The sequence below is a fragment of the Embleya sp. NPDC005971 genome (assembly GCF_040629175.1).
Lineage (GTDB): Bacteria > Actinomycetota > Actinomycetes > Streptomycetales > Streptomycetaceae > Embleya.
Genome location: NZ_JBEXUX010000009.1, coordinates 173,785 through 196,599 on the forward strand (window position 1 = coordinate 173,785; position 22,815 = coordinate 196,599).

Annotated in this window: 19 protein-coding genes; 9 read left to right on the top strand and 10 right to left on the bottom strand. The window is 72.0% G+C overall.

Annotated elements, in window-relative coordinates; genetic code table 11:
• Nucleotides 1-20 precede the first annotated feature (20 nt).
• The 3 genes from pssA to ABZ374_RS11580 form a co-directional block, all read right to left on the bottom strand.
• The gene (pssA, locus tag ABZ374_RS11570; RefSeq protein WP_360309551.1) at nt 21-869 is read right to left on the bottom strand and encodes a CDP-diacylglycerol--serine O-phosphatidyltransferase; all 849 of its coding nucleotides are present in this window, start codon (nt 867-869) and stop codon (nt 21-23) included.
• Nucleotides 856-1,521: a phosphatidylserine decarboxylase gene (locus ABZ374_RS11575; protein ID WP_360309602.1), complete on the bottom strand. Its 666-nt coding sequence runs from the start codon at nt 1,519-1,521 to the stop codon at nt 856-858. Before ABZ374_RS11575 ends, pssA begins: the two co-directional genes overlap by 14 nt.
• Before the next feature lie 395 nt (nt 1,522-1,916).
• Entirely contained in the window at nt 1,917-3,617 is a 1,701-nt protein-coding gene (locus ABZ374_RS11580; RefSeq protein ID WP_360309553.1) for an amidohydrolase family protein, read from the bottom strand.
• Nucleotides 3,618-4,100: 483 nt separating this feature from the next.
• Here ABZ374_RS11580 and ABZ374_RS11585 point away from each other — a divergent pair, with 483 nt between their 5' ends.
• Nucleotides 4,101-4,589, top strand: coding sequence for a hypothetical protein (locus ABZ374_RS11585; RefSeq protein WP_360309555.1), 489 nt, complete (start codon nt 4,101-4,103; stop codon nt 4,587-4,589).
• A gap of 106 nt (nt 4,590-4,695) precedes the next feature.
• Entirely contained in the window at nt 4,696-5,793 is a 1,098-nt protein-coding gene (locus ABZ374_RS11590) for a hypothetical protein (RefSeq protein ID WP_360309557.1), read from the top strand.
• 41 nt (nt 5,794-5,834) lie between these two features.
• On the opposite strand, the gene ABZ374_RS11595 is transcribed toward ABZ374_RS11590, so the two are convergent.
• The 3 genes from ABZ374_RS11595 to ABZ374_RS11605 form a co-directional block, all read right to left on the bottom strand.
• A complete protein-coding gene (locus tag ABZ374_RS11595; protein ID WP_360309559.1) occupies nt 5,835-6,215 on the bottom strand; it encodes an STAS domain-containing protein in 381 nt (126 codons plus the stop codon).
• 295 nt (nt 6,216-6,510) lie between these two features.
• Complete coding sequence (locus tag ABZ374_RS11600) at nt 6,511-7,173, bottom strand: peptidyl-tRNA hydrolase (protein WP_360309561.1); 663 nt, start codon at nt 7,171-7,173, stop codon at nt 6,511-6,513.
• 75 nt (nt 7,174-7,248) lie between these two features.
• Nucleotides 7,249-8,127 (bottom strand): alpha/beta hydrolase, encoded by an 879-nt coding sequence (locus ABZ374_RS11605; RefSeq protein ID WP_360309563.1) that lies wholly within the window; start codon nt 8,125-8,127, stop codon nt 7,249-7,251.
• A gap of 326 nt (nt 8,128-8,453) precedes the next feature.
• On the opposite strand from ABZ374_RS11605, the gene ABZ374_RS11610 reads away from it, so the two are divergent.
• Both ABZ374_RS11610 and ABZ374_RS11615 read left to right on the top strand, forming a co-directional pair.
• Nucleotides 8,454-11,954 carry a BTAD domain-containing putative transcriptional regulator gene (locus tag ABZ374_RS11610; RefSeq protein WP_360309565.1) on the top strand — a complete coding sequence of 1,167 codons (3,501 nt, stop codon included), beginning with the start codon at nt 8,454-8,456 and terminating at the stop codon, nt 11,952-11,954.
• A 112-nt stretch (nt 11,955-12,066) separates the two neighbouring features.
• On the top strand, nt 12,067-13,329 hold the full coding sequence (locus ABZ374_RS11615; RefSeq protein ID WP_360309567.1) for a phytanoyl-CoA dioxygenase family protein: 1,263 nt from the start codon (nt 12,067-12,069) through the stop codon (nt 13,327-13,329).
• A 26-nt stretch (nt 13,330-13,355) separates the two neighbouring features.
• Here the strand turns inward: ABZ374_RS11615 and ABZ374_RS11620 are convergent, their stop codons facing one another.
• The gene (locus ABZ374_RS11620; protein ID WP_360309569.1) at nt 13,356-14,351 is read right to left on the bottom strand and encodes a cobalamin-dependent protein; all 996 of its coding nucleotides are present in this window, start codon (nt 14,349-14,351) and stop codon (nt 13,356-13,358) included.
• Nucleotides 14,348-16,081, bottom strand: a complete 1,734-nt coding sequence (locus tag ABZ374_RS11625) for a GAF domain-containing SpoIIE family protein phosphatase (RefSeq protein ID WP_360309571.1) — start codon at nt 16,079-16,081, stop codon at nt 14,348-14,350. Before ABZ374_RS11625 ends, ABZ374_RS11620 begins: the two co-directional genes overlap by 4 nt.
• A 281-nt stretch (nt 16,082-16,362) precedes the next feature.
• On the opposite strand from ABZ374_RS11625, the gene ABZ374_RS11630 reads away from it, so the two are divergent.
• Nucleotides 16,363-16,767, top strand: a complete 405-nt coding sequence (locus ABZ374_RS11630) for an STAS domain-containing protein (protein WP_360309573.1) — start codon at nt 16,363-16,365, stop codon at nt 16,765-16,767.
• A gap of 30 nt (nt 16,768-16,797) precedes the next feature.
• Here the strand turns inward: ABZ374_RS11630 and ABZ374_RS11635 are convergent, their stop codons facing one another.
• Nucleotides 16,798-17,985, bottom strand: coding sequence for a phytanoyl-CoA dioxygenase family protein (locus tag ABZ374_RS11635; RefSeq protein WP_360309575.1), 1,188 nt, complete (start codon nt 17,983-17,985; stop codon nt 16,798-16,800).
• A gap of 188 nt (nt 17,986-18,173) precedes the next feature.
• On the bottom strand, nt 18,174-18,893 hold the full coding sequence (locus tag ABZ374_RS11640; protein WP_360309577.1) for a FadR/GntR family transcriptional regulator: 720 nt from the start codon (nt 18,891-18,893) through the stop codon (nt 18,174-18,176).
• Between the two features lie 202 nt (nt 18,894-19,095).
• Here ABZ374_RS11640 and ABZ374_RS11645 point away from each other — a divergent pair, with 202 nt between their 5' ends.
• Genes ABZ374_RS11645 through ABZ374_RS11660 form a run of 4 tightly spaced genes read left to right on the top strand, consistent with a single transcriptional unit; the run spans nt 19,096 to nt 22,793 of the window.
• Complete coding sequence (locus ABZ374_RS11645; protein ID WP_360309579.1) at nt 19,096-19,836, top strand: (Fe-S)-binding protein; 741 nt, start codon at nt 19,096-19,098, stop codon at nt 19,834-19,836.
• The gene (locus ABZ374_RS11650; RefSeq protein ID WP_360309581.1) at nt 19,833-21,377 is read left to right on the top strand and encodes a lactate utilization protein B; all 1,545 of its coding nucleotides are present in this window, start codon (nt 19,833-19,835) and stop codon (nt 21,375-21,377) included. The genes ABZ374_RS11645 and ABZ374_RS11650 overlap by 4 nt, the downstream gene beginning before the upstream one ends.
• The gene (locus tag ABZ374_RS11655; RefSeq protein WP_360309583.1) at nt 21,374-22,063 is read left to right on the top strand and encodes a lactate utilization protein C; all 690 of its coding nucleotides are present in this window, start codon (nt 21,374-21,376) and stop codon (nt 22,061-22,063) included. The genes ABZ374_RS11650 and ABZ374_RS11655 overlap by 4 nt, the downstream gene beginning before the upstream one ends.
• Nucleotides 22,064-22,118: 55 nt before the next feature.
• On the top strand, nt 22,119-22,793 hold the full coding sequence (locus ABZ374_RS11660) for a hypothetical protein (RefSeq protein ID WP_360309585.1): 675 nt from the start codon (nt 22,119-22,121) through the stop codon (nt 22,791-22,793).
• Nucleotides 22,794-22,815: the final 22 nt, after the last annotated feature.

Below are 22,815 nucleotides of genomic sequence, written 5' to 3' on the forward strand. Positions count from 1 at the left end.
GTACGCGGGGTGCGCCCGGGCTAGCGGATCATCCGCAGGCCGATGCGCTCGACGCCCTTGCGGGCCATCGCCATCGCGGGCACCAGCAGCGCCAGGGTGACCTGGGTGGTGGCGCCCATGTTGAGCATCCACTCGCTGCCCGGCGCGTCGGCCGCCCAGGCGATCAGGCAGCTCATGCTCAGGCCGATGCCGGCCATCACCAGGATCGCCATGTTGCCCTGCGGCTTCGGGTATTCGATCCGGCTCACCATCAGTCCGGAGACGGCCACGATCAGCACCGCCGCCGGAGTGAACGGCAGGTCCAGCAGCACGATCGAGACCACCGTCATCGCGGCCATCGGAATGGGCATGCCCTGGAACACCCCCGGGCGTCCGGGCGTGGTCGCGAATCTGGCCAGCCGCAACACGCCGCCGATCAGCACCGACAGCGCCACCAGGACGGCGGCGGGCGCCTGCCCGGTGTTCATCGGCACCGCCGCCCACGTGACCACGAAGAACGCCGGTGCGACGCCGAAGGTGATCACGTCCGCGAGGTTGTCCAGTTGCGCGCCCAGCGAGGACATCCGCAGCTTGCGCGCCACCATGCCGTCACACAGGTCGCACATCGCGCCGATCAGCATCAGCACCACGGCCGCGGCCATGCCGCGCTCGGCCGAGACGCCCACGTCGCCACCGCGCGCGGCCATCACCGAACAGGCGAGGAAGTAGATCGCCATGAACCCGCTGGCCGCGTTGCCCAGCGTGAGCACGTCCGCCACCGAGATCCGCGCGGACAGGGCCGCCTGCGGATCGTCCTCGACGGGGGTGCCCAGAAGGTTCAGCTCGGAAGCGTCCAGGTCGGCCGTATCGTCGTAATCAGTCCCGGTCAAGACGTGTCTCTCCCGCCGTCGTCCGCTGTCCCACGGTCACCGCGGGCTCCACGCCCGGCGGCAGGTACACGTCCACGCGCGAACCGAACCGGATCAGGCCGATCCGGTCACCGCAGGCCACCTCGGTACCCGGCTCCAGGTACGGCACGATGCGCCGCGCCACGGTGCCGGCGATCTGGATCAGCTCCACGTCGCCGATCGCGGTGTCGAAGATCCACACAACCCGCTCGTTGTGCTCGCTCTCCTTGTTGAATGCCGGGACGAACCCGCCGGCTTTGTGCTCCACGGACTTCACGACGCCGTCGAGCGGCGCACGGTTCACGTGCACGTTCAACGGGCTCATGAAGGTCGCGATGCGGGTGCGGCCGTCGGGCCAGGCGTCGATGCTTTGGACCACGCCATCGGCCGAGGCGATCACGCCGTCGGCGGGGATGGTGCGCTCCGGGTCACGGAAGAACCACAACATGCCACCGGTCAGCGCCAGCGTCGGCACGGCCGCGAAGGCCCAGCGCCGGTTGCGCAGTGCGGCCAAGCCGGTCAACGCGCCGGTCACAGCCGTCGGCACGAGCCAGGGAGAAGCTCCCTTGGCCAGGCGTGGCTGTTGCCTCGGCGCGAACCCCGCCGATGCCGGCGAGGGGGAATCGTCACTCATCGAGAACCTTTGTCGGGGGGCGTGCCCGTCGGTAACGGGCGGCACTCGGCGGATGCTACCTAGACGGAGGGCCATCGCGCTTCCGGCGGTGATCGCTCACGGCGGGCCGGTCTCCCTCGAACCGGCGCAATTCGGACGCTGTTCGAGTCTATTTCGGCCGTGGAACCGGTTGCCCGTGTCCACCAGGTTGCCCTCCGCGCATGCCTGCTGTGAAGAGGCCGCACGTTCCGCTCCCCGTACGCGGTCCGTGGCATCGATCACGTTGGCCGTAGCGTCCCTTCGACTCGCATCCCTTGGCGGTGCCTATGGTGGATCGTCACAAAAACGTGACACGGCGGTAGGTCGGTCGACCCACCGCCGTACCCCAAGGGTAAACGCGCTTATGTGACGTTCCGTCAGTCCTGCGACGAAACCAGACCCACCATGGTGCCCGGCCGCTCCCCGGTGGGCTCGGTGTCCAGCACCGTGGGCACGCCGCGCACGATGGTGGCCCGGACGCCGGCCGGGCCGCGGGTGAAGCGCCACGAGCCGTCCGGGTTGTCGTACCGCTTCTCCTCGGGCCGCACCTCGATCTCGTCGAGCGCGAACACCACCAGGTCGCCGGCCCGGCCCGGGGCGATCACACCGCGGTCGTTGAGGCCGAAGAAGCCGGCCAGTTTGCCGGTCAGGTTGTGCACGGCCTCCTCGACCGTCATCAGGCCGGTGTCGCGCACGTAGCGGGTGAGCAGGTAGACGTTCTCGCCCGAGCCGCAGAACAACTGCAGGTGCGCGCCGGAGTCGTTGATGTTGGTCAGTGTGTGCGGCTCGTTGAACAGACCGGCCACGACCGGCTCGTCGAACTCGTCCGGGATGCCGCGCAGGCAGGACAGGATGCCGTTGTTGCCGATCCAGGTGGCCAACGCGTCGGAGATGTGCAGACCCTCCCGGTCCGCGTATTCCTTGAGCGAGATGTCCAGTGGGCCGTGACCGGTCTCGGAGATCGCGAAGATCAGCGACTCGGGGCGATCCAGTCGAGATGTCGACGACGAGACCCGGTTGTCCCAGTCCTCGCGGGCCTGCGCCCGCCACTGCGGATCGGCGAGCGTGGCGAGCTTGGTCTCGGCCGGACCGTTGATCCAGTGGTTCCACGCGGCGACCCGCTGGAAGGTGAGGGCGCGCTCGAAGTTGAAGAACGGCTCCAGCGGCTTATGCGGGACATTGGGCCAAAAGTCGACGCCGTCCGCGCGCAGCCGCCGATGCAGGGCGATCGTCTGTTCGCGCAGGTAGTCCTCCCGCACGGTGGACGGGATCGCGGTCCACTGGGCGCGGATGCCGCGCGGTTTGCAGATTCGGGCGAATCGCTCCACATCGGCGTCGATGCTCTCCGGCTCGTTGAACCGGGTGATCATCTGGAGCGTCGCGCCGGGGTGCCGGGCGAGCACGTCGGCGAGCGCCTCGAACTCGGCGTCCTCGGCCAGCCGGGTCGGCACCGGCTTGAGGTAACGATCCTTGTCGAACACATTGGTCGACAAACCAATTGCTCCATGAGTCAACGACTCGTCGAGCAGCGTGGCCATCTCGGCGATCTCCTCGGCCGTCGCCGCGCGCGACCAGGACGCCTCCGCGCCCATCACCGTGGTGCGCAGGGTCAGGTGTCCGACGAAGCCGGCCACGTTGACCGAGACGGCCTGACCCTTGACCGCGCTGCTGTACTCGGGCCAGCGCTCCCACGTCCACGGCACCTTGTCCTGGAACGCGGTGAGCGGGAGGTCCTCCAGGAAGCAGAACAGGTCGAGCACCGGTCCGCGCGCGCTCTCCTGCAGCGGCGCCACCGACATGCCGCAGTTGCCGAAGACGACCGTGGTGGTGCCGTAGGCGGGCAGCGGGTCCAGGTCCGGGTTCCACCACATGGCGCCGTCGACGTGGGTGTGCGCCTCGATGAAGCCGGGGGCGACAAAGGCGCCGGCGGCCTCGACGACCCGCTCCGTGCCGCCGCCGGGGGCCAGGTCGGGGCCGACCTCGACGATCACTCCGTCCCTGACCCGGACGTCGGCCCGGATCGGGGCCGCCCCCGTTCCGTCCACGACGGTGCCTCCGCGTACCAGCAGGTCGGCCATGGGCTGTTCTCCCTATTACTTGTGCCGGATCGCGGATGCCGACGCGGGCAGGGCGATCCGACGGCGAGTCTCGGGGCCGGGTGCGCTCCTCGGGATTTACGTTACGTGTTGTAACTTAACCTGGTGAACTATTCAAGGGGTGGGCCGCCTCGGACGCGACGAAGCCCGATCCCGGCGCACGGTCGGGGGCGGCACCGGGCTCGGTCGCGGTCGTGGGTTCAGGCGGCGTCGACCGGGCGGCGGATGCTCTCGAAGATCCGGGCGAAGGCGTCCCTGCCCGGCCGCCACCTGACGGTCGATCAGGGCCGGTACGGCGGCGATCACGTCGGTGCCGACGCCCTGGTCGCGGCTCGTCCGGCGCAGGGGTCCCACCGACGGCCCAACGGGCGAGCCGGGCGTTTAGCCGACCGGGCGCGCGGACAGCGGTGCTGGTGGTACACGGGCGCCGCCGCGCCCGGCGGCCCCACGCGAGGAGCAACGAACATGGCGAGCAAGTACGGTCGTACCGTCGGCGCGTTGTCGATCGCCGCCGCGCTGATGCTGACCTCGGCGGCGTGCGGCGACGACAACGACGGCGGCAACGCGGACTCGGTGCCCACGGCGATCGGGTCGGCGCTGTCCTCGGCCGGCGCGAAGGCGAAGGACGCGCTGTCCTCGGCGAGCGCGGCGGCGGCCTCGAAACTGGCCGAGATCAAGGGTGGTCTCGACGCGACGGCCGACGCGACGGTCGGTCCGATCCGGGCCGACGGCGATCGCACCACCGCCGAGGTCACCGTCGACAACAAGACCGCCAAGACCGCCGATTACACGCTCTCGGTCGAGTTCCGCGACGCCGGCGGCAAGTTGCTGGACACGGTCGTGCTGAACATCGACAAGGTCGAGGCGGGCAAGCAGGCCAAGGGCACCGCGAAGAGCAACCGCAAGCTGACCGACCCGAGCAAGGCCGAGATCGGCCAGGCGGTCCGGCACTGACCCGAGCGCGGCCGATTCGGGGGATCTCCCCACGTCCGGGGAAGCGGGATCCGCATTTCGCCCGGCCGCCTTTCGCCGTCCATCCGGGCCCGGCACAATCGCCGCCATGGCGATCATCGAAACCCGCAGGAACCCCGCCGCAGTGCGGTTCAAGGCCGCGGTGGGCGGATTTCTGTCCGGGGGCGTGATCGGCGTCTCGCTGGCCTGCTGCGTGGTCGGGGCCGTCCTCGAACGCTGGTCCGTGGTCGCGATCGGCGTCGGGCTCTTCGTGCTCAACGTCGTCGTCGTGGGCGTCGCGGGGCGCTTTCGTCGCGCGCGCAATCCGCGCGTCCCGGCGCGGCTCGCGCTGGCCGTGATCGAGAGCCGCCGCGCCATCGGCGGCGAATCGGCGGACATCCCCGTCGAGTTCGTGCTGACCGTGGCGCCGGACGAGCGATCGGCATACCGGGTCGAGTTCAACCAGCACATCAACCTGGTGGACATACCCGACTATCGGCCGCGCGGCGTGGTCGTGGTCGAGTACCGCCCGGACGCACCATGGGACGTCACCATCGTCACCAAGCCGACCGAGGAGTGGGCCCGCCGGGCGGCGAACGAATCGGTGGACTCGGCCCCCGAGTCCGCGCTGCTGACCGGTCCGAAGGACGGCGAGGGCGCGTTCTGCCTGCTCGCCACGCTGGGCCTGCTGCTCGGCGGCGCGGTCGTGGTCCTGCTCTTTCGCGCGGACCTGTTCACCGAGGACGACCGCCCCACCGAGTCGGCCACCTCGTCGTCCTCGACGACGACCACCGAGAGTCGCACCACGTCGACCTCGACGGTCTCCGGGACGTCGACGGGGTCGATGCTCGAAGCCGGCGAGATGCGGCGCGCCGCCGATTCGCTGATCACCGGGATGCACACGAGCAATGCCAGCGAACTCAGCATCGACGCAAACCTGATGGCCGTGCGCGGCGTGCTGGGCACCCCGCCGCAACCCGGCGCGGTGATCGACCTGAACGCCATCCCCTACGAGCGACTCCCCGCCCTCGTGCGCGAGGCGCGAACCAAGCTCGGCATCCCCGACCCCACCTCGTGGCGGATCACCTTCGAGCCCGACGCCAAGACCGCCACCCTGACCATCCGCGTCACCGTCACCGACCCGCAGGGCAAAGCCACCCTCGAAGCGGACGCCCAGGGCAAGGTCACCAAGCGCACCCCACGCTGAGATTCGCACGCTCGGGTGGTCCGGCGGGGCTCGCCCGCCGGTCAACCGGTGGCGCCGAGGTCCTCGTCCGTCGGGGTGTCCTCGCACAGGGCCTCGGTCAGGTCCGGGTGCACGTCGAAGAGGCGGCGCAGGCCCAGGGCGGTGAAGACGCGGTTGACGTGGTGATCGTTGTTGCTGGGCATGACCAGGCGCAGCGTGCCCCCGGTGGAGCGGAGCAGGCGACGGGCGGCGACCAGGGTGCCGATGCCGGTGGAGTCGAGGAATTCCACCTCGGTGAGTTCGAGGACGATCCGGTGGTCGCCGTCGGCGACCGCGCGTCTGACGTGTTCGCGCAGCTCGGGCACGACCGCGTAGTCGACCTCCCCGAGCACGTGCAGCACGGTCCAGCCCTGGAGATCGTCCTTGATCACCTGAAGAGTCACGCGCCGGCAGTCCCCTCGCCCATGGTGTCCTGAGCCCCGACGCAGGATGCCCGCAACGATCGGCGCCCCGTCCCCCATCGGATGCGCCGACGGATCCGGGGAGGCCCTGGACACGTGGCTCGGGAGCCGGGTGGTGGGCCCGGCCTGTGACCTACCGTAGTGGGCCCCGGGAACCGGAGCAGTGACGATCCGGTCACGTACGGATCTCGTTTGCAGCGTACACGGATCGCCGAAAGCCGCCCCGGAGTAGCCTGTTCCGCCCCGTCGACCCACGCGATGACACAACGTCACCCGCTCAGCGGATCGCCCACGGCACATCCGCGACCACGGTGCACGAACCCGGCGCGATCTCGGTGAAACCCGCGTCGCGCACGACCGGCCGACCGCTCGTGGTCAGCGCGGGCCACGCGGCGGGTTCGGCGACGCGGACCGCGAGATCGAAGTCACGCTCCGCCCACTCCTTGCGCCCGGCCGGGCCCATGCCCAGCCAGGCGAGGTGACTGCCGTGCCCCACCTGTGCCATGGCCTTGCCGGCGGTCATCTCCAGCGTCGGGTTCAGCCACAACACGGGCTGCCCGGACGCGGCGGCCGGCGGCGCGGTCGGCTCCTGCAGGTCGGTGCCCGAGACCTGCAACTTGGCCAGGTCCTTGGGCCATCCGTCGAGCGGAATCGGCGGGTACACCCGAACCTCCGCCGTGCGGTGGGCCACCGTGATGCCCGGCAGGGTGTTCGCCCGCCGCCACTCACCGCCGCGGGCCCGCCGGACCACCTTGCGGATGCGGTGGCCCTGCCACGCCTCGACGACGTCGTGCCATTCCCCCTCGGGGTCGGTGGACCTCGGGTCGGCCAACAGGACCAGGACCGCGCGCGCGGCGGCCTCCAGGGCGTCGGTGCGGGCCGGCGGGTCGTCCTTCTCGATGTGCGCCACGAGGGGGAGGACGTATTCGATGGTGCTCACGGGGTCGATCATGCCTTGTTCGTGGCCGCGGGGCCTCGGGGGTCGGGTGGCGGCGCCCCGAGGCCGCGCTCGTTTCTAGGCCGGCAGGGCGTTGGTGGTCAGGAAGCGGGCGATCGTGCCGATGGCTTCCTGGGATTCGGGCATGGTCGGGTCGATCGCGGGCCAGGCGTGCGGGACGTCGGGGACCAGGTGGGCCTGGACCGCGACCCCCGCCGCGGCGGCCCGGGCGGCGAACGCGGTGGCGTCGCCGAGCAGGGCCTCGTGGCAGGAGGCCAGCAGCAGCACCGGCGGCAGGCCGGACAGGTCGGCGAACAGCGGCGACGCCAACGGATCGCCCGGGTCGTGCAGTTGCAGATAGATCTCGGCGGCCTCGCGCATCGACTTCTTCGAGATCAGCTGGTCGGTGGCCGCGTTCGAGTCGTACGTGGGCTTGGTCACGGTCAGGTCCAGCCACGGCGACAGCAGCACCAACCCGGACGGCAACGGCACCCGGGCGCCGCGGGCCGCCACCGTCAGCGCCGCCGCCAGCCCGCCGCCGGCCGAGTCGCCGCCCACGAACGGGGCCGGATCCGCGTCCTCGCTCGCCGCCACGATCGTGTTGTACACGTTCGCCACGTCGTGCAGCGCGGCCGGATACGGCGCCTCCGGCGCGAGGCGGTATTCGGCCACCACCACCCGGGCCCGCGCGGCCAGCGCGATCCGCGAAGCGATGCCCAACCAGCCCGAGGCGTCGCCCATCCGGTAGCCGCCGCCGTGCAGGTACAGCAGCGTCAGCGCCGGGTCCGGCACCTCCAGGAACGTGCACGGCACACCGCCCGCCAGCTCCTGACGCACCGTCACGCCGGGTTCGGGTTCCTGGCGATACGCCGCGGTGCCGCGCCGCCGTGCGTCCAGTTCGTCCGACGCGGCCCGTCCCTCGCGTACCGGCGGTAGATTCCAACCATCCAGGCTCATCCGTGCCCCTCCCAACCCCGAGTGCCCACACGCCCGATGTCCACCTGACGGCTGCCCCGACGGCGCGTGCTCCACGCCCGTGACGGGATGCCGTCCGAGTCCGTACCCGATGGTGCGGCGCGGCCGACAGCCTTCGGGAAACCCGAGTGGGGATCAAGTGATTGGCCGGGTTGTGACATGGGGCCGGCGCAATTGGCCGCCGGTCGAAGCGTTCGGTTCGTACCATGTGGCGCGCGGGGTCCTTCGAACCGCTCCCGGACCGGTGCCGGGGAATCGGTTGTCGCGAAGACGACAGCAGGAGGGGGGTCCGTCACATGGTGGTCCGGGTGCGTGTTCTCGGCCATGTCTGCGTAGACGGCCCCGCGGGCCGCGCCGCGGAGGATCTCCTCGGCGGCCCGCAGGCCCAACTCGTGTTCGCCGCGCTGGCGCTGGGGCGCAGGCATCCGGTGCCGCGCGAGGAGTTGGCCGCCCTGCTGTGGCCCGAGCAGGCCCCCAAGTCGTGGGAGGGCGCGCTGCGCGGGGTGCTCAGTCGGGTGCGCGGCTTCCTGGGTCAGGCCGGATACGACGCCTCCTCGGTGCTGCGACACCGGGCCGGCTGTTACGTGTTGTCCCTGCCCGAGGGCACCGAGGTCGACGTGGAGGCGGCCGAGAGCGCGCTGATCGAGGCCGAGGCGCTCGCCGTGCACGGCGCCTTCGCCCAGGCCCGATCGCGGGCACACGACGCGCACGAGATCCTCGCCCTGCCGTTTTTGCCCGGCCAGGACGGCGACTGGGTCAACGAGCGGCGCACCCGCTGGCGCTCGGCCCGGCTGCGCGCCCTCGCCGTGTCGGTGACCACCGAATTGCACCTGGGCCGGGCCGACGCGGCGGTGACTCGCGCGGGCCAACTCGTCGACCTGGATCCGTTCCGGGAGAGCAGCCACCGCCTGCTGATGACCGCACACGCGGCCGGCGGCGACCGGGCGGCGGCGCTGCGCGCGTACGAACGTTGTCGGCGCCTGCTGGCCACCGAGTTGGGGGTGGGCCCCTCCCCGGAGACCGAATCCGCCTTCCTGCGCCTGCTCGGCGACGCCACCCCGCAACCGCTGCCGGTGCCCGCGCCCGCCGCGCGCTTCGCCTCGCCCGCACCCGGCGGCGACGCCCCGCCCGCCCCGGAACCCACCCGCTCGGCGCACGACGTGTTCCCGCACGGCGCGCCCGGTCCGATCGTGGGGCGCTCGGCGGAACTGCGCCTGCTGGAGGAATCCACCGGGGCCGAGGTCGGCTCGCGGGTGGTGCTGGTCAGCGGCGACGCCGGGATCGGCAAATCCTTCCTGTTGAGCGAATTCGCCACCCGCGCCGGCCGCGACGCGCTGGTGCTCACCGGCCGCAGCGACGAGGGTGTGGCGGCACCGTTCCAACCCTTCGTGACCATGCTGCGCGCGCATCTCGCCGACGTCGCGGCCGACGAGTTGCGCGAGCGGGTCGGCGACCTGGGCGGCGAGTTGCACCGCCTGCTGCCCGAACTGCCCCTGACACCGGCCGGCCTGACCCAGCCTCAGGGCCCACCCGACTCGAACACCGAGCGCTACCGGCTGTTCGAGGCGGTGGCCGGGGTGTTTCGGCACGCGGCCGGCAAGGGCGATCTGGTCCTGCTGCTCGACGACGTGCACTGGTCCTCGACCTCGACCATGCTGATGTTGCGCCACGTGGCCCGGGCCCTGGTCGGCACCCGGGCGGTGCTGGTGATCGCCTACCGCGACACCGCGCTCGGCTCGGTGCACCCGATGACCAAACTGATCGCCGACCTCTACCGCGACCTGCACCCGGTGCACGTACCGCTGGGCGGCCTGGATGTGGCGGCCCTGGTCGAACTCGCGCACGTGCTGGCCGGCCCGCTGCCGCCGCGCGCGGAGGGCGTCCGGGCGCACGTCCTGCGCGAACTCAGCGACGGCAATCCACTGCTGGCCACCGAACTGCTGCGCCAGTGGGCGGACGTCAGCGACTGGTCGGCACTGGGCAAGAGCGTGCCCGCGGACGTCCCGCGCCGGGTGCGCAACGTGCTGCGCCAGCGGCTGCTGGGCCTGCCGCAGTCCACCCTGGAGGCGCTCACCGTGGCCGCCGTGGTCGGCCCCGCCTTCGACATCGACCTGGTCGCCGCCGTGCACCCGGGCGGGTTCGACACCGTCGTGGACGCCCTCGACGACGCCGAGCGGGCCCATGTGGTGCGGGCCGAGGAGACCGATCGCCCGGGCCGCTTCACCTTCGTCCACGCGCTGGTGCGCTCCACGCTCTACCAGGAACTGCCCACCGCCCGCCGGCTGCAACTGCACCGCAAGGTCGGCCTGGCCCTGGAGGCACGCGGCGACCGGGACGCGCATCTGCCGGAACTGGCCCACCACTTCCGCTTGGCCTGCCGATTCGGCGAGGCGCGCCGCGCGCTGGACTACGCCTGGCGGGCGGGCGACGAGGCGCGCGACGGCGGCGCGTTCGAGGTCGCCGCCGAGCACTACCGGCAGGCCCTGGAGGTGCTGCCGATGGTGACCGACCCCGCCCCGGAGACCCGCTGCGACCTGCTGCTCTCCCGTGGTGCGGCGCTGGACCGGTGCGGCGACCGGCGCTGCCGGGAGGTGCTGCGCCGGGCCGCCGAGGAGGCCCGGGCGTTGTCCGACTCGCGCCGGCTGGGCCGGGTCGCCCTGGCCATGGTGCGCCTGGGGCAGGTCTACCAGGTGGGCGTGGACCTGGAGTTGGTCGCGCTGTTGCGCGAGGCGCTGGCGGCGCTGCCGATCGCCTCGGCCCTGCCCGCGGACATCGCGCTGCGCTCGCTGCTGCTGGCCGCGCTCGCGGTGGCGCTGACCTTCGGGCACGACCGCGAGGCGCGGCTGACCATGCTCTACGAGGCGTTGGACGCGGCCCGTGAATCGGGCTCGCACGATGCGCTGGCGCAGGGCCTGGAGGCGCACCACCTGGCCGCGTCCGGTCCGGATCTGGTCGACGAGCGACTGCGGATGAGCAGCGAGCTGACCGTGCTCTCCGGGCTGACCGGTGATCAGGAGTCGCTGTTTCGCAGCCACTTGAACCAGGCGTACGACCTGGTGGTACAGGGCGCGATCCCGGCGGCCGAACGCGAGTACGCGCAGGCGCAGCGGGTGGCCCGGCGGTTGCGGCATCCATGGTTCACCTGGGAGGTGCTGATCTACCGCTGCGGCCTGGAACTGCTGCGCGGGCGGACCGCGCGTGCGGGGGACGCCCTGGCCGACGCGCTGCGGCTGGCCCGGCGATCGGGGCTGCCGCGCGAGGCGGTGCGCTCGTTCAACCTGGCGCAGATCCTGGCGGTGCGCTGGGAACAGGGCCGGTTGGGCATGATGGCGCGGCGCGCCGCGGTGGCCGCGGACTGGTCGCGGGACGTGTCCTGGTGGCGGGTTCAGGCGTGCTGGACGGCCTCCGCGTCGACGGACCCCAAGTCGGCGCGCGAGGAGTTCCACGCGTTGTGCGTGCCGGGCTTCGCGACGATCCCGGTCGACCTGCTGTGGACCGGCTCGCTGATGCGGCTGGGCGAGGTCGCGATCGAACTGGGCGATGTGGAGCGTGGTCTGCTCGTGAGCGAGGCGCTGACCCCGTACGCTGACCACCTGGACTGGACCGGCTCCTCGCTCGGCCCGGTGCGCCGGGTGCTCGGCGGTCTGGCCGCGCTGGTCGGCGACGGGGCCGCAGCTCGTGGGCAGTTCGAGGCCGCCTACGCCCGGTGTCTGGAGTTGGGGTTGCCCGGACACGCCGAGCGCACGCTCGGGGACGCTGTGCGTCTGCTCGGCGAGCCGCTGGACACCGGCGTCTCCTCGCTTCGCTGACTGGCTGTCACCTTGCGCTTTCGCGCTGCTCTGACGCTGTTCTGACGCTGTTTGCCTACCGTTGGTGACGACCCGGTCGGTGTATCGGGTGCGGAACGGGGAGGACGGGGCAATGGGGATTGCGGGCGCCGGATCGGCGGTGGCGCACGACGCCGAACGTGGCACGTTCAGTGTGTTGGGTTGGCCGGTGGTGTGCTTCGAATCGTTCCATCGGGTGGAGTTGCCGCGTCGGCTGGAGGGCGGGCTGGGCGAACGGGTCGCCTGGGACGTGGCCGGCCGGGCCCCGATCGCGCTGTGCATGCCCAACGGTCAGGCGTACAGCTATGTCGAGGACTGCGGCGAGGTGCGGATCGTGCCCGGGGTCACCGCGGACGCCGAATTGGTGGTCGAGCTCGAATCCGGTGCCTGGCAGGACTACCTCTACGAACTGCGCACCAGCCGGGGCCTGGTCGAGTCGCACGCGGTGCGGTTCGTGCGCGGGGGGTTCGCTGACTGGGACGTCTGGGAGCCGGCGATCCGCTGCATGTACTCCGGCACGCCGATCTACCACCCCGCGGCGCTGGACCTGCGCGACCTCGCGGATCGCCCGATCGACCTGCATCGTGACTTCACCACCCACGACGACCCCGACGAAATGGCGCATTTCCTGCGCTCCACCGGCTATCTGGTGGTGCGTCAGGTCTTGGAGGCGGACCGGGTCGAGGAGTTGGCGGGCGAGGTGGACCGGATCCGGGGCCTGTGTCGCGAGGGCGACCGGGGATCGTTGTGGGCGGACGGCCCCGGCGGATTGCGCGCGCCCTACCGGTTGACCTACCTGGGCATGCGCTCGCCGCGGATCGCCGCGCTGGCCGACGACCCGACCGTGCGCATGTTGTGCGGGCTGGCCGGTCAGGACGTGGTCGCGGTGACCGACCGCGACTCCGGACAGATCGCCGTACTCAAGGAGTTCGGCACCTCGCCCGAACCGCTGTCCATCCCGGACCTGCCCTGGCACAAGGACTGTGCCCTCGGCGGTTGTCCGGTCACCTGTCCGCGCGTGCACGTGGGGATCCGGTTGGACGCGGTGAGCCAGGACAGCTCCCAGCTCTACGCGCTGGCCGGCTCGTGGGGCACGGTCGCGCACGAGCGGTACACCCCGGCCCAGTGGGCCGAACTGCCGGTGGTCGGCATCACCACCGAACCGGGCGATGTGACCGTGCACATGGGCTGCGGCCTGCACGCGGGCCCGGCGGCGTCCGGCCCGTCCCGCCGCCGCACGCTCTACGTGCAGTTCGACAACCCCCGCATCTTCGACGTGACCAACCCCTACGAAACCTACGAGCAGGTGATCCCGGGCTACGGCAGCGGGGATCTGCTGACCATGTCCCGCATGTAGGCGACGCGGGGCCCGCACCGGGCGCCTCAAAGCGCCGCTCGCGCCGCCGTCAGGGTCGCGCCCGCTCGCGGGACGTGGGTCAGGCGGGCGGCGAAGGCACGGTAGGCCGCGGCGAGTGCCTCCCGGGAGACCTGACGGTGACCCAGCACGTCGGCGAACCAGCGGGTGAAGTCGTCGAAGAGCACCTGGTCGTCCAGGAAGAGCGAGACCGCGAGCGCGTCGACGGCGCTCACCAGCCCGTCCCGCATCGTGGTGTCCGAGTGCTCGCCCTCGATCGGGACCAGCGCCGCCATGCCCGCCGCGACCAGCGGGGCGCGCAGCAGACCGACGCCGTCGTAACCGGCGTCCGGGAGGTGGCGCAGCCGAGGGGCCGGGGTGGTGATCGTGGGCCAGTCCGGGCCCGCCAGCACGTCGGCGGCCTCCCGGGCGTCCCGGGCCCAGCCGTTCGCGCCGACCACGCCCGCCCACCGGCCGTCCGGACCGAAGCCCGGGCCGCCGACCAGGACCGGCACGCCCACCCGCCGGGCCACCTCGACCATCGCCCGCGCGCCCGGCAGCGCGGTGGAGACCATGCAGCCGATCGCGACCGAATCCGCCTCCGCGTCGGGCAACACGCGGGCCAGTTCGCCGGCGCCGGTGCCCGGTGGCAGGACCATCGCCTCGATGCCGCGCACCCGCAACAGCGCGGCCAGGATGGTGGACGCCAGCCCGTGCCAGTCGCCCTGTGCGCAGCACACCACGACCCGGGCCGCCGCCCGCGGCTGCGGGGTCGCGTCCGCGATCAGGTGCACCACCCGACCGGTGACGTGCGAGGCGCCGTGTTCGCGCGCCACGGTCCATTCGCCGGTCGCCCACCGCTCGCCCACCGTGTGCAGCGCCGGGATCACCAGGTCGGTCAACACCCGGTCGCCGGGCACCCCCTTGCCGAGCAGGTTCCGGACCAGGGTCAGCGCCTCGACCTCGTCCGCCCGTCCGATGTGTTCCAGGAACAGGTCGAGTTCGTCGGGGACCACGTGCGTCATGCGCCATCCGGGTGTTCGTCGGAAACCGGGCGGCCGGGCTCGACCAGAATCGGCAGCGCCTCGTCGTCGTCCCGGTACGGGATGTGAATGGCCAGCAGGACCACGTCGTCCACGACCGGGGCGTCGCCCAGGTGCACCATCAGCCGCTGCTCCAGGCGGGCCACCAGCGCGTCCACGGGCATGCCCGCGCAGGACGCCAGGTCGTGCCGCAACGCCCGCACGCCGTACGCCTCGCCGTCCGCGTCCCGCGCCTCGGTGACCCCGTCGCTGTACAGGAGCAGCGTCGAGCCCGGCGCCAGCGCCAACTCCCGTTCGCCGAACACGGTGCCCGGGATGCCCGCGACGAGCGGGTCGGTGAACGCCATCGCCTGCACCCGACCCGCCGGATCCATCCACAGCGGCGGCGGATGCCCGGCGCAGGTCAGCCGGACCAGCGCCGAACCGTCCGCACGCACGGAGCAGTCACCGGTGATCGCGGTGAGCACGAGGGAGGGATCGCCCAGGGTCAACTCCGCGTCCAGGAGCGCCATGCGATGCGCGGGGGCGCAGCCGGCGCTCGCCGCGGTGCGCAGGATCAGCAGCGACCGCGAACTGAACATGCCCACCGGCGTGCCGCGTCCGCACACGTCGCCGATCGAGAACGCCCAGGTGCCGTCGACGGGGGTCGGGTGCACGGCGTAGAAGTCGCCGCCGAGGCCGTCGGTCAGCGAGACGGGCCGGTAGCGCGCGGCGATCCGCGCGCCGGGCACCTCCGGCAGCGGACCGGGCACCAGCGCCTGGGCCAACAGCATGGTCCGCCGGTCCTGTTCGACGTAGAGCCGCGAGGTGCGCAGCGCGACCCCCACCCGCTCGGCGTAGTCGACGGCGAGCGCGATCTCCTCCTCGGTGAACGGGTCCGAGGTCGCCGAGCGCACGAACGTCAGTACGGAGGGCGCGTCGTCGTCGGTGGGTACCGGAACCACCAGCGCGCAGCGGGCGTCCACCGCGACCAGATCCGCGACCGCCTCGTCCGGCACCAGTCGGGTGAGCAACGCCTGGTCCATCAGCGGGTGCAACTCCTGCCGTCGGGTGCGCAACACCCGGCCGACGCCCGCCGGCGCGGTCCACGCGGCACCCAGGCCGCTGGTCACCCGGCCGATCGGGCGGCCGGTGGCGGGCGCGTAGGTGGTGCGCAGCCGGCCGTCCTCCATGCTCGGCACCGACAGCGCCACCCAGTCGGCCAGTTCGCGGGCCGGCAGCGTGATCACCAGATCGGTGAGCCGGCGCGGGTGGGTGGTCGCGGACAACAGGCGGCCCGCCTCGGCGAGGAAGACCTTGCGCCTGCGCTCGGCCAACAGCGCGTCCTCGCGCCGGCGTTCGGGAGTGGTGTCCTGTACGTACCACACGTAGTGGCCGCCGCCCAGCACCGCCCGCCGGCCGCGCATGCGCCGCTCGAAGACCTCGCCCTGCCAACCGGTCCCGGTCGCGGGCAACATCGGTTCGGCCGTGCCCACGGTGCAGTCCGGCAGCAACCGCGCGGCTGCCGCGTTGAGGTAGCACACGGTGCCTTCGGGCGTGAAGACGACCACGCCGGTGTCGCTCTGGTCGAGCACCTCGCCGAGCGACCACGTGGGCGGCGCGGGCTCGTCCGGGACACGTGGCGGTTTGAAGCCGTTGGTCCGCCCCTCGGCGGCCGGCTCCCGGGTGTTGCTGTTGCCCCGCTCGTCGCCGGAGGGGCGTTGTCCGGTCATGGCTACGGAATCCCTTGCGTCCGTGCGTTTCGAGCCGGCTCGGGCCGGCGCTCGCGCAACCTTCACGGTACGACCGGGAACGTCGCCCGGGTGTGGGTTCCGCGGGAATCACACCTATAGGGGAAGACGGTCCACGACGGGCCGACGCGACGAGTAGTGTGCCGATGCGGTCCTGTCGTTTCCGGGAGGGATGTGGAGATTCATCCCGAGACGTGCGAACCGTACCGAGCGGCCGCGCGGCGCGCGACCGAGCCGACACTTGACCAGGTGGAGTGCTCCACATGAGCCTTGACGATCTCCCACCGGACGACGTCGATCACACATCGTTCTCCGCCAGGCCGTGCGTCGTGCACACCACGATGGAATCCGACCTCGGCGGCATCGTCTCCGTGCAGGGGGACATGGACATGACGGCGGCGCCGGTGTTCCGGCAGGCGGTGGACCGCCTCGTCGACGAGGGCGCGCGCAGCCTGCGGATCGACCTCTCGGGCGTGCCGTTCATCGACTCGTCCGGCCTGGGCAGTCTGGTCTACGGCTACCGCCGCCTGCGCGACCGCGACGGCGACACCGTGGTGTGCGGCGTCGGACCGCAGCCCGCGCGGGTGCTGCGGATCACCCATTTGGACCGCATTCTCAGCGTGGAATCCGTGGAATCCGCCGCGCTTCCCGCCGTGCCGCAGCGCTGAGGCGGGCCGCCCCGACCCCGGCCGTCGGGCTCAACGCCCCAGCCCGGCCTCCAGTTCACTCGCGCTGCGACTGCGGATCAGGTCGTTGATCGCCTCGCCCGGCCCGACGTGCTCGAACAGGGTCGGTGGATGGAAGGTGACATACATCGTGCGGCGCCCGCCCTCGCCCGAGGGCGCGGGGGAGGCGTGCAGTACGTCGGTCATGTGCACCGTCACGTCGCCCGGCTCGGTGGGCACGGTCAGGTGCGGCAATTCGGCCAGGTCGGCGGCGCCGGGCTGCGGGCAGGTGCGGCCCTGGGAGCCCGGAATCGCCTCCAGGTAGCCGTTCTCCGCGCAGGAGCCGGTGAGTTGGATGCCGATCGCCACCGACGGGCACATGATGTGATGGCCGCCGAGCCCGCAGTCGGTGTGCCACGGGATGTTGGCCAGGCCCTTGAGCCGACCGGGCGGCTTGAGCAGGACCGAGATGCCCTCCATCCGGTCGGTGGACGCCGCGAGGTCCTCGTGGATCAACGTGGCCAGTCGAACCAGCCGCGGATCGTGGGCCAGCGCACCGATCGGCGCCGACCGCTCGCTCGCGTAGACGATCCGGCACAACACCTGCTCGCCGCTCTCGCGCTGTGCCCACCAGGACCGGTCGTCGTCCGGCCGCGCCTCGGCGGCCAGTCGATCCACCTCGGCTTCGAACACGGCGATCTCGGCGGCGGAGAAGACTCCGCGCACCCGCATCACCCCGGTCGCCTCGAAGTGGTCGGCGAGTTCGCGATCCGAGTGATCGAGCGTCAGTTCGGCGGCCGTGTCCACCGATCGACCGTGTCGGTCGAACACCTGTGTGCCGTGCGGCAGATAGATCTCGATCCCCTGATAGAGCGCCCGCAACACCGGCTCCCAGCGGAACAGTTCGTGCACACCGCCTCGTTCGGTGGCCACGTCGCCCGCGATCGCGAGCGCGGCGGCGGTCCGCAACAGGGTGACCAGGTCGGTCCACGCGTCGGGGGACAACCGCACCACGCACGTGGCGTCCGCATCGACGCCCTCCACGACTCGCAACCGCGAGTCGTGCGCCCGATACGTCCACGCCCCCTCGCCGACCCGCAGCCCGAGCGGTTCGAGACCCGCCAACCCCGCCGCAGCCCGCTTCCCGGCCTCACCGATGAGCAATCCAGGGACGATGTCCCGATGGTACGTCTCCGCGTCGATCCGGTCGTGCCCGAGCATCCTCGCGACCTCCTGCGCTGTACGTTGCCGCGCAGTATGCCGCGCAACCGCACCGAGTCACCACCCCGCCCCAAGGTTTCCCCCACCCCGGATCACCTTGCCCCACAAGCGACATGACGCCCCGTCAGCGAAATTTCAGCCCCGGTGCGCGGCAACACCCCGACCCGCGCGGCCCCGCGAGCCGTCCCTCACGCCAACCGCCCCACTCCCGGGTAGGCCCGACGCAGGTGTGCGACCACCGCCGCCGCTGCCGCGGCGGGGTCTCGGGCCTCGATCGCCGCCAGGATCGCGTGGTGGTCCGCACGCAACGCGCCGGTGTCCGGGCCCAGTTCGGCAACCGCGCGTTGTTGGTGTCGACGTACCGTGTCGCGCAGCGCGCGCATGAACGTGGCGACCAGCGCGTTGCCGGACAACTCCGCGATCGCGGTGTGGAACTCGGTGTCCTGCTCGTTGAATTGCTCCGCCGACAGATCCGGCGCGTCCATCGCGGCCACGATCGTGCGCAGCCGGTCGAGGTCGGCCTCGCTCGCGTGCCGGGCGGCGGCCTCGACCGCCCAGGACTCGATCAACAACCGGGTCTCCACGACGTCGTCCACCGCGAAGTTGGCCAGGCCCAGGTGCAGTCCCAGCACACCGGTCAGCGCCGGCCCCGCCGAACCGGCCAGGATGGCGCCCGCCTCGGGGCCGCTGCCGGTGTTCGCGACCAGGACGCCCATCGCCTCCAGGACCCGCATCGCCTCGCGCACCGACGGGCGGCTGACCCCGAGTGCGGCGGCCAGAGCGCGCTCGCCCGGAAGCTTGTCGCCCGCGCGCAGCCGGCCGGTCGAGATCTGCTCCTCGATCTGCGCGACGACCTCCTCGAAGGCGCGCACCCGCTTGACCGGGCGCCAGTCCGGGCCGTCGTTCACAAAAGCTCCTCGGAGCGATCCAGGTCGCGGGCCGACACCCACGTCTTGTGGCACAGCATGACATGCCCATACCGTGTGACCACACTGTGGTCTGACCACACGCATGCCGGTTCGAACCACCCACAACCCGCCCCGAACCCACCCCCCCCGACCCCCGATCAACCCCACCCCCGATCCCACCCACCGCAAGGAGGCCGCCCGCATGCGCGTCGGGCTGTTCATCACCTGCCTCAACGACACCCTGTACCCCCGCACCGGCCAGGCCGTCGTCCGCCTCCTGGAGCGCCTGGGTTGCGAGGTCGATTTCCCGCTCGCCCAGACCTGCTGCGGACAGATGCACTGGAACACCGGCTACGGCCCGCGGATCGAGCCGATGGTGCGCCGGTTCGCGGACACCTTCGCCGGCTACGACGCGGTGGTCACCCCCTCCGGGTCGTGCGGCGCGATGATCCGCGACAACCACCCGCGCGCCGCCGCCCGGGCCCGGGACGCCACCCTCGCGGCCGACGTCGCGGCGGTGGTCCCGAAGGTGTACGACCTCACCGAGTTCATCGTCGACGTGCTCGGCGTCACCGACGTCGGCGCGTACTTCCCGCACAAGGTCGCCTACCACCCCACCTGCCACTCGCGTCGCCTGATGAAGCTCGGCGACCGTCCGACCGCACTGCTGCGCGAGGTGCGCGGTCTGGAACTGCTCGGCCTGCCCGGTGAGGAGGAGTGTTGCGGCTTCGGCGGCACCTTCGCGGTCAAGAACCCGGACGTGTCCACCGCGATGGGCGCCGACAAGGTCCGGCACGCCGCGGGCACCGGCGCCGAGGTGTTGTGCGCGGCGGACAACTCGTGCCTGATGCACATCGGTGGCCTGATGGACCGTCAGCGCACCGGGATGCGGGTCCTGCACCTCGCGGAAATCCTCGCCTCCACCGAGAAGGAGCCGGCATGAGCAAGGCCGTCCCGCCGACCGGCGCCACCTTCGTCGGCATGCCCCCGTTCCCGCAGGCCGCGCGGGCCGCCGTCGGCGACGCGCAACTGCGGCACAACCTGCGCAAGGCCACCCACACCATCCGGGACAAGCGGGCCCTGGTGGTGGACGAACTCGCGGACTGGGCCGAACTGCGCGCGGCGGGCGCGGCGATCAAGGACCGCACGCTGCGCCGCCTCGACGAACACCTGCTCGCGGTCGAGGCCGCGGTCACCGCCGCCGGCGGCACCGTGCACTGGGCCGCCGACGCCGCCGAGGCGAATCGCATCGTCGCGGACCTGGTCCGGGCCACCGGCGAGACCGAGGTGGTCAAGGTCAAGTCGATGGTCACCCAGGAGATCGGCCTCAACGAGGCGCTCGCCGCCGAGGGCATCCGGGCCTACGAGACCGACCTGGCCGAGTTGATCGTGCAGTTGGGCGAGGATCTGCCGTCGCACATCCTGGTGCCCGCGATCCACCGCAACCGGTCCGAGATCCGGGAGATCTTCGTTCGCGAGATGGGCGAATGGGGCGTGCCGGCACCGGCCGGTCTGACCGACGAGCCGGCCGCGCTGGCCGAGGCCGCGCGTCGGCACCTGCGCGAGCGTTTCCTGTCCGCGAAGGTCGCGGTCTCCGGCGCCAATTTCGTGGTCGCCGAGACCGGCACGCTCGTGGTGGTCGAGTCGGAGGGCAACGGGCGGATGTGCCTGACCCTGCCGGACACGCTGATCTCGGTGGTCGGCATCGAGAAGGTCGTGCCGACCTGGGCCGACCTGGAGGTGTTCCTGCAACTGCTGCCGCGCAGTTCGACCGGCGAGCGGATGAACCCCTACACCTCGATGTGGACCGGCGTCACCCCCGGCGACGGCCCGCAGGACTTCCACCTGATCCTGCTCGACAACGGCCGCACCGACGTGCTGGCGGACAGCACCGGTCGGCAGGCGCTGCGTTGCATCCGCTGCTCGGCCTGTCTGAATGTGTGCCCGGTGTACGAACGCACCGGCGGACACGCGTACGGGTCGGTGTATCCCGGGCCGATCGGCGCGATCCTGGTGCCGCAGTTGGGCGGCATCGCGACCGCGAAGGTGGACGCGCAGACCGCGTCGCTGCCGTACGCCTCCTCGCTGTGCGGCGCGTGCTACGAGGTGTGCCCGGTCGCGATCGACATCCCCGAGGTGCTGGTGCATCTGCGCGAACAGGTGGTCGAGGGCGGCGGTCATCGGGCCGAGCGGACGGCGATGCGGGCGGCCGAGTGGGTGCTCGACGATCCCGGGCGACTGCGCCGGGTACAGCGGGTCGCGGCGCGCTCGCGCAAGTTGATCCCCAAGCGGGCCCCGGGCCCGGGCGCGGCCTGGACGGACAGTCGGTCGATCCCGGCGGTGCCGGCGGAGTCGTTCCGGGACTGGTGGGTGCGGGAGCGCAGCGGGCCCGGGGGTGCGCCGCAGGCGGACATGGGCCCGGGGGATCCGGGGCCTGCGGCCGCGCGCACCGAAGCGAACGAGATCGAGGGGGAGAGCCGATGAATTCGCGCGAGGTGATCCTGAACCGGGTACGGCGGGCGCTGACGGACGTGCCGCGCGACGAGGTCTTCCCGGTTCCGCGCGACTACGCACGGGCGCATGTGGTCGAGGGCGTGCTCGAACTGTTCGCCGAACACCTGCGCGACTATCGGGCCGTCGTGCACGAGGTCACCGGGAGCGAACTCGCGGACGCGATCGCACACGCGGTCGAACGGCGCGGGGCACGTCGGCTGGTGACACCGGCGGGGCTGCCGGCGGAGTGGGTCGCGGGGCTCGCGCCCGGGACGTGCGTGCCGGACGGCTGGGTGTACGGGCCGATCGACGAATCGTCCGATGATCCTACTAATAACAGGCCGGAGCAGCCCGCCCCCCACCTCACCGTCGCCGAGCTGGACACCGCCGACGGTGTCCTCACCGCCGCCGCCGTCGCGATCGCCGAGACCGGCACGATCGTGCTCGACGCGGGACCGGGACAGGGGCGCCGGGCGTTGACCCTGGTCCCGGACTGGCACCTGTGCGTGGTCCGCGCCCGGGACGTGGTCGCGTCCGTACCGCAGGCACTGGAGCGACTGCTCCCCGGCCGGCCGCTGACCTGGATCTCCGGCCCGTCCGCGACCAGCGACATCGAGCTGAACCGGGTCGAGGGGGTACACGGGCCGAGGACCCTGGAGGTGCTGATCGTGCGGTGATGCCGCACCGGTTCAGGTGTGGTGATGTCCCGCCGATCATTTACAGTCCATAGGCGTGGCACCCGATACGAAGGCACTCGTCCTGTCGACCAAGAACCTGATGGAGATGGTCGACCTCCTGAGCAACACCAGCCCGCCCGAGGCGTACGACGCGATCGCCGAGCAACTGGCGAACACGCGCGTGATCCTGGGCCGGCTGGCCGCTCCCACGCCGACCACGCTGTGCAACGAACACCCGTACGGCCCGGTCGACGAGGATGCCCGGGACAAGTGCCTGTTCTGCGAGAACCGGCGGCGGCGCGGCCGGGCCCGGGACGCGGCGGACGCGCGCCCGCGCTCGGCGCCGTGCCCCCGGCACCCCGAGCGTGGTCTGCTCGCGCTCGGCGAGTCGTGTCCGCTGTGCGGGACGCCGGACGGTGCGCCGACCTCGCGTCAGGGCCTGCCGAGCGTGCGTGATCCGCGACCGGCCCCGCTGTCCGGCGCCCGCGGGGTGGACATGCGGCTGACCGTGCTCACCCGGCAACTCGCCCAACTGGCGGACGAGGCCGGCCGGGACGCACGCGGCGAGGCGCTGCTCGCGGCGGCGGTCGACGTGCTCAAGGGCGCCCAGGGCCTGATTCAGGCGGCCAACGCGTTCACCGACGGGCGCGGCGACGAGGCGTACAACACCGCGACCCGGGCCGCCCGGGGCCTGCGGTCGACGGCGGCCGAGGTGCTGGAAGACCTGTAGTCGTTCGGGTCGAGGGCCTGGC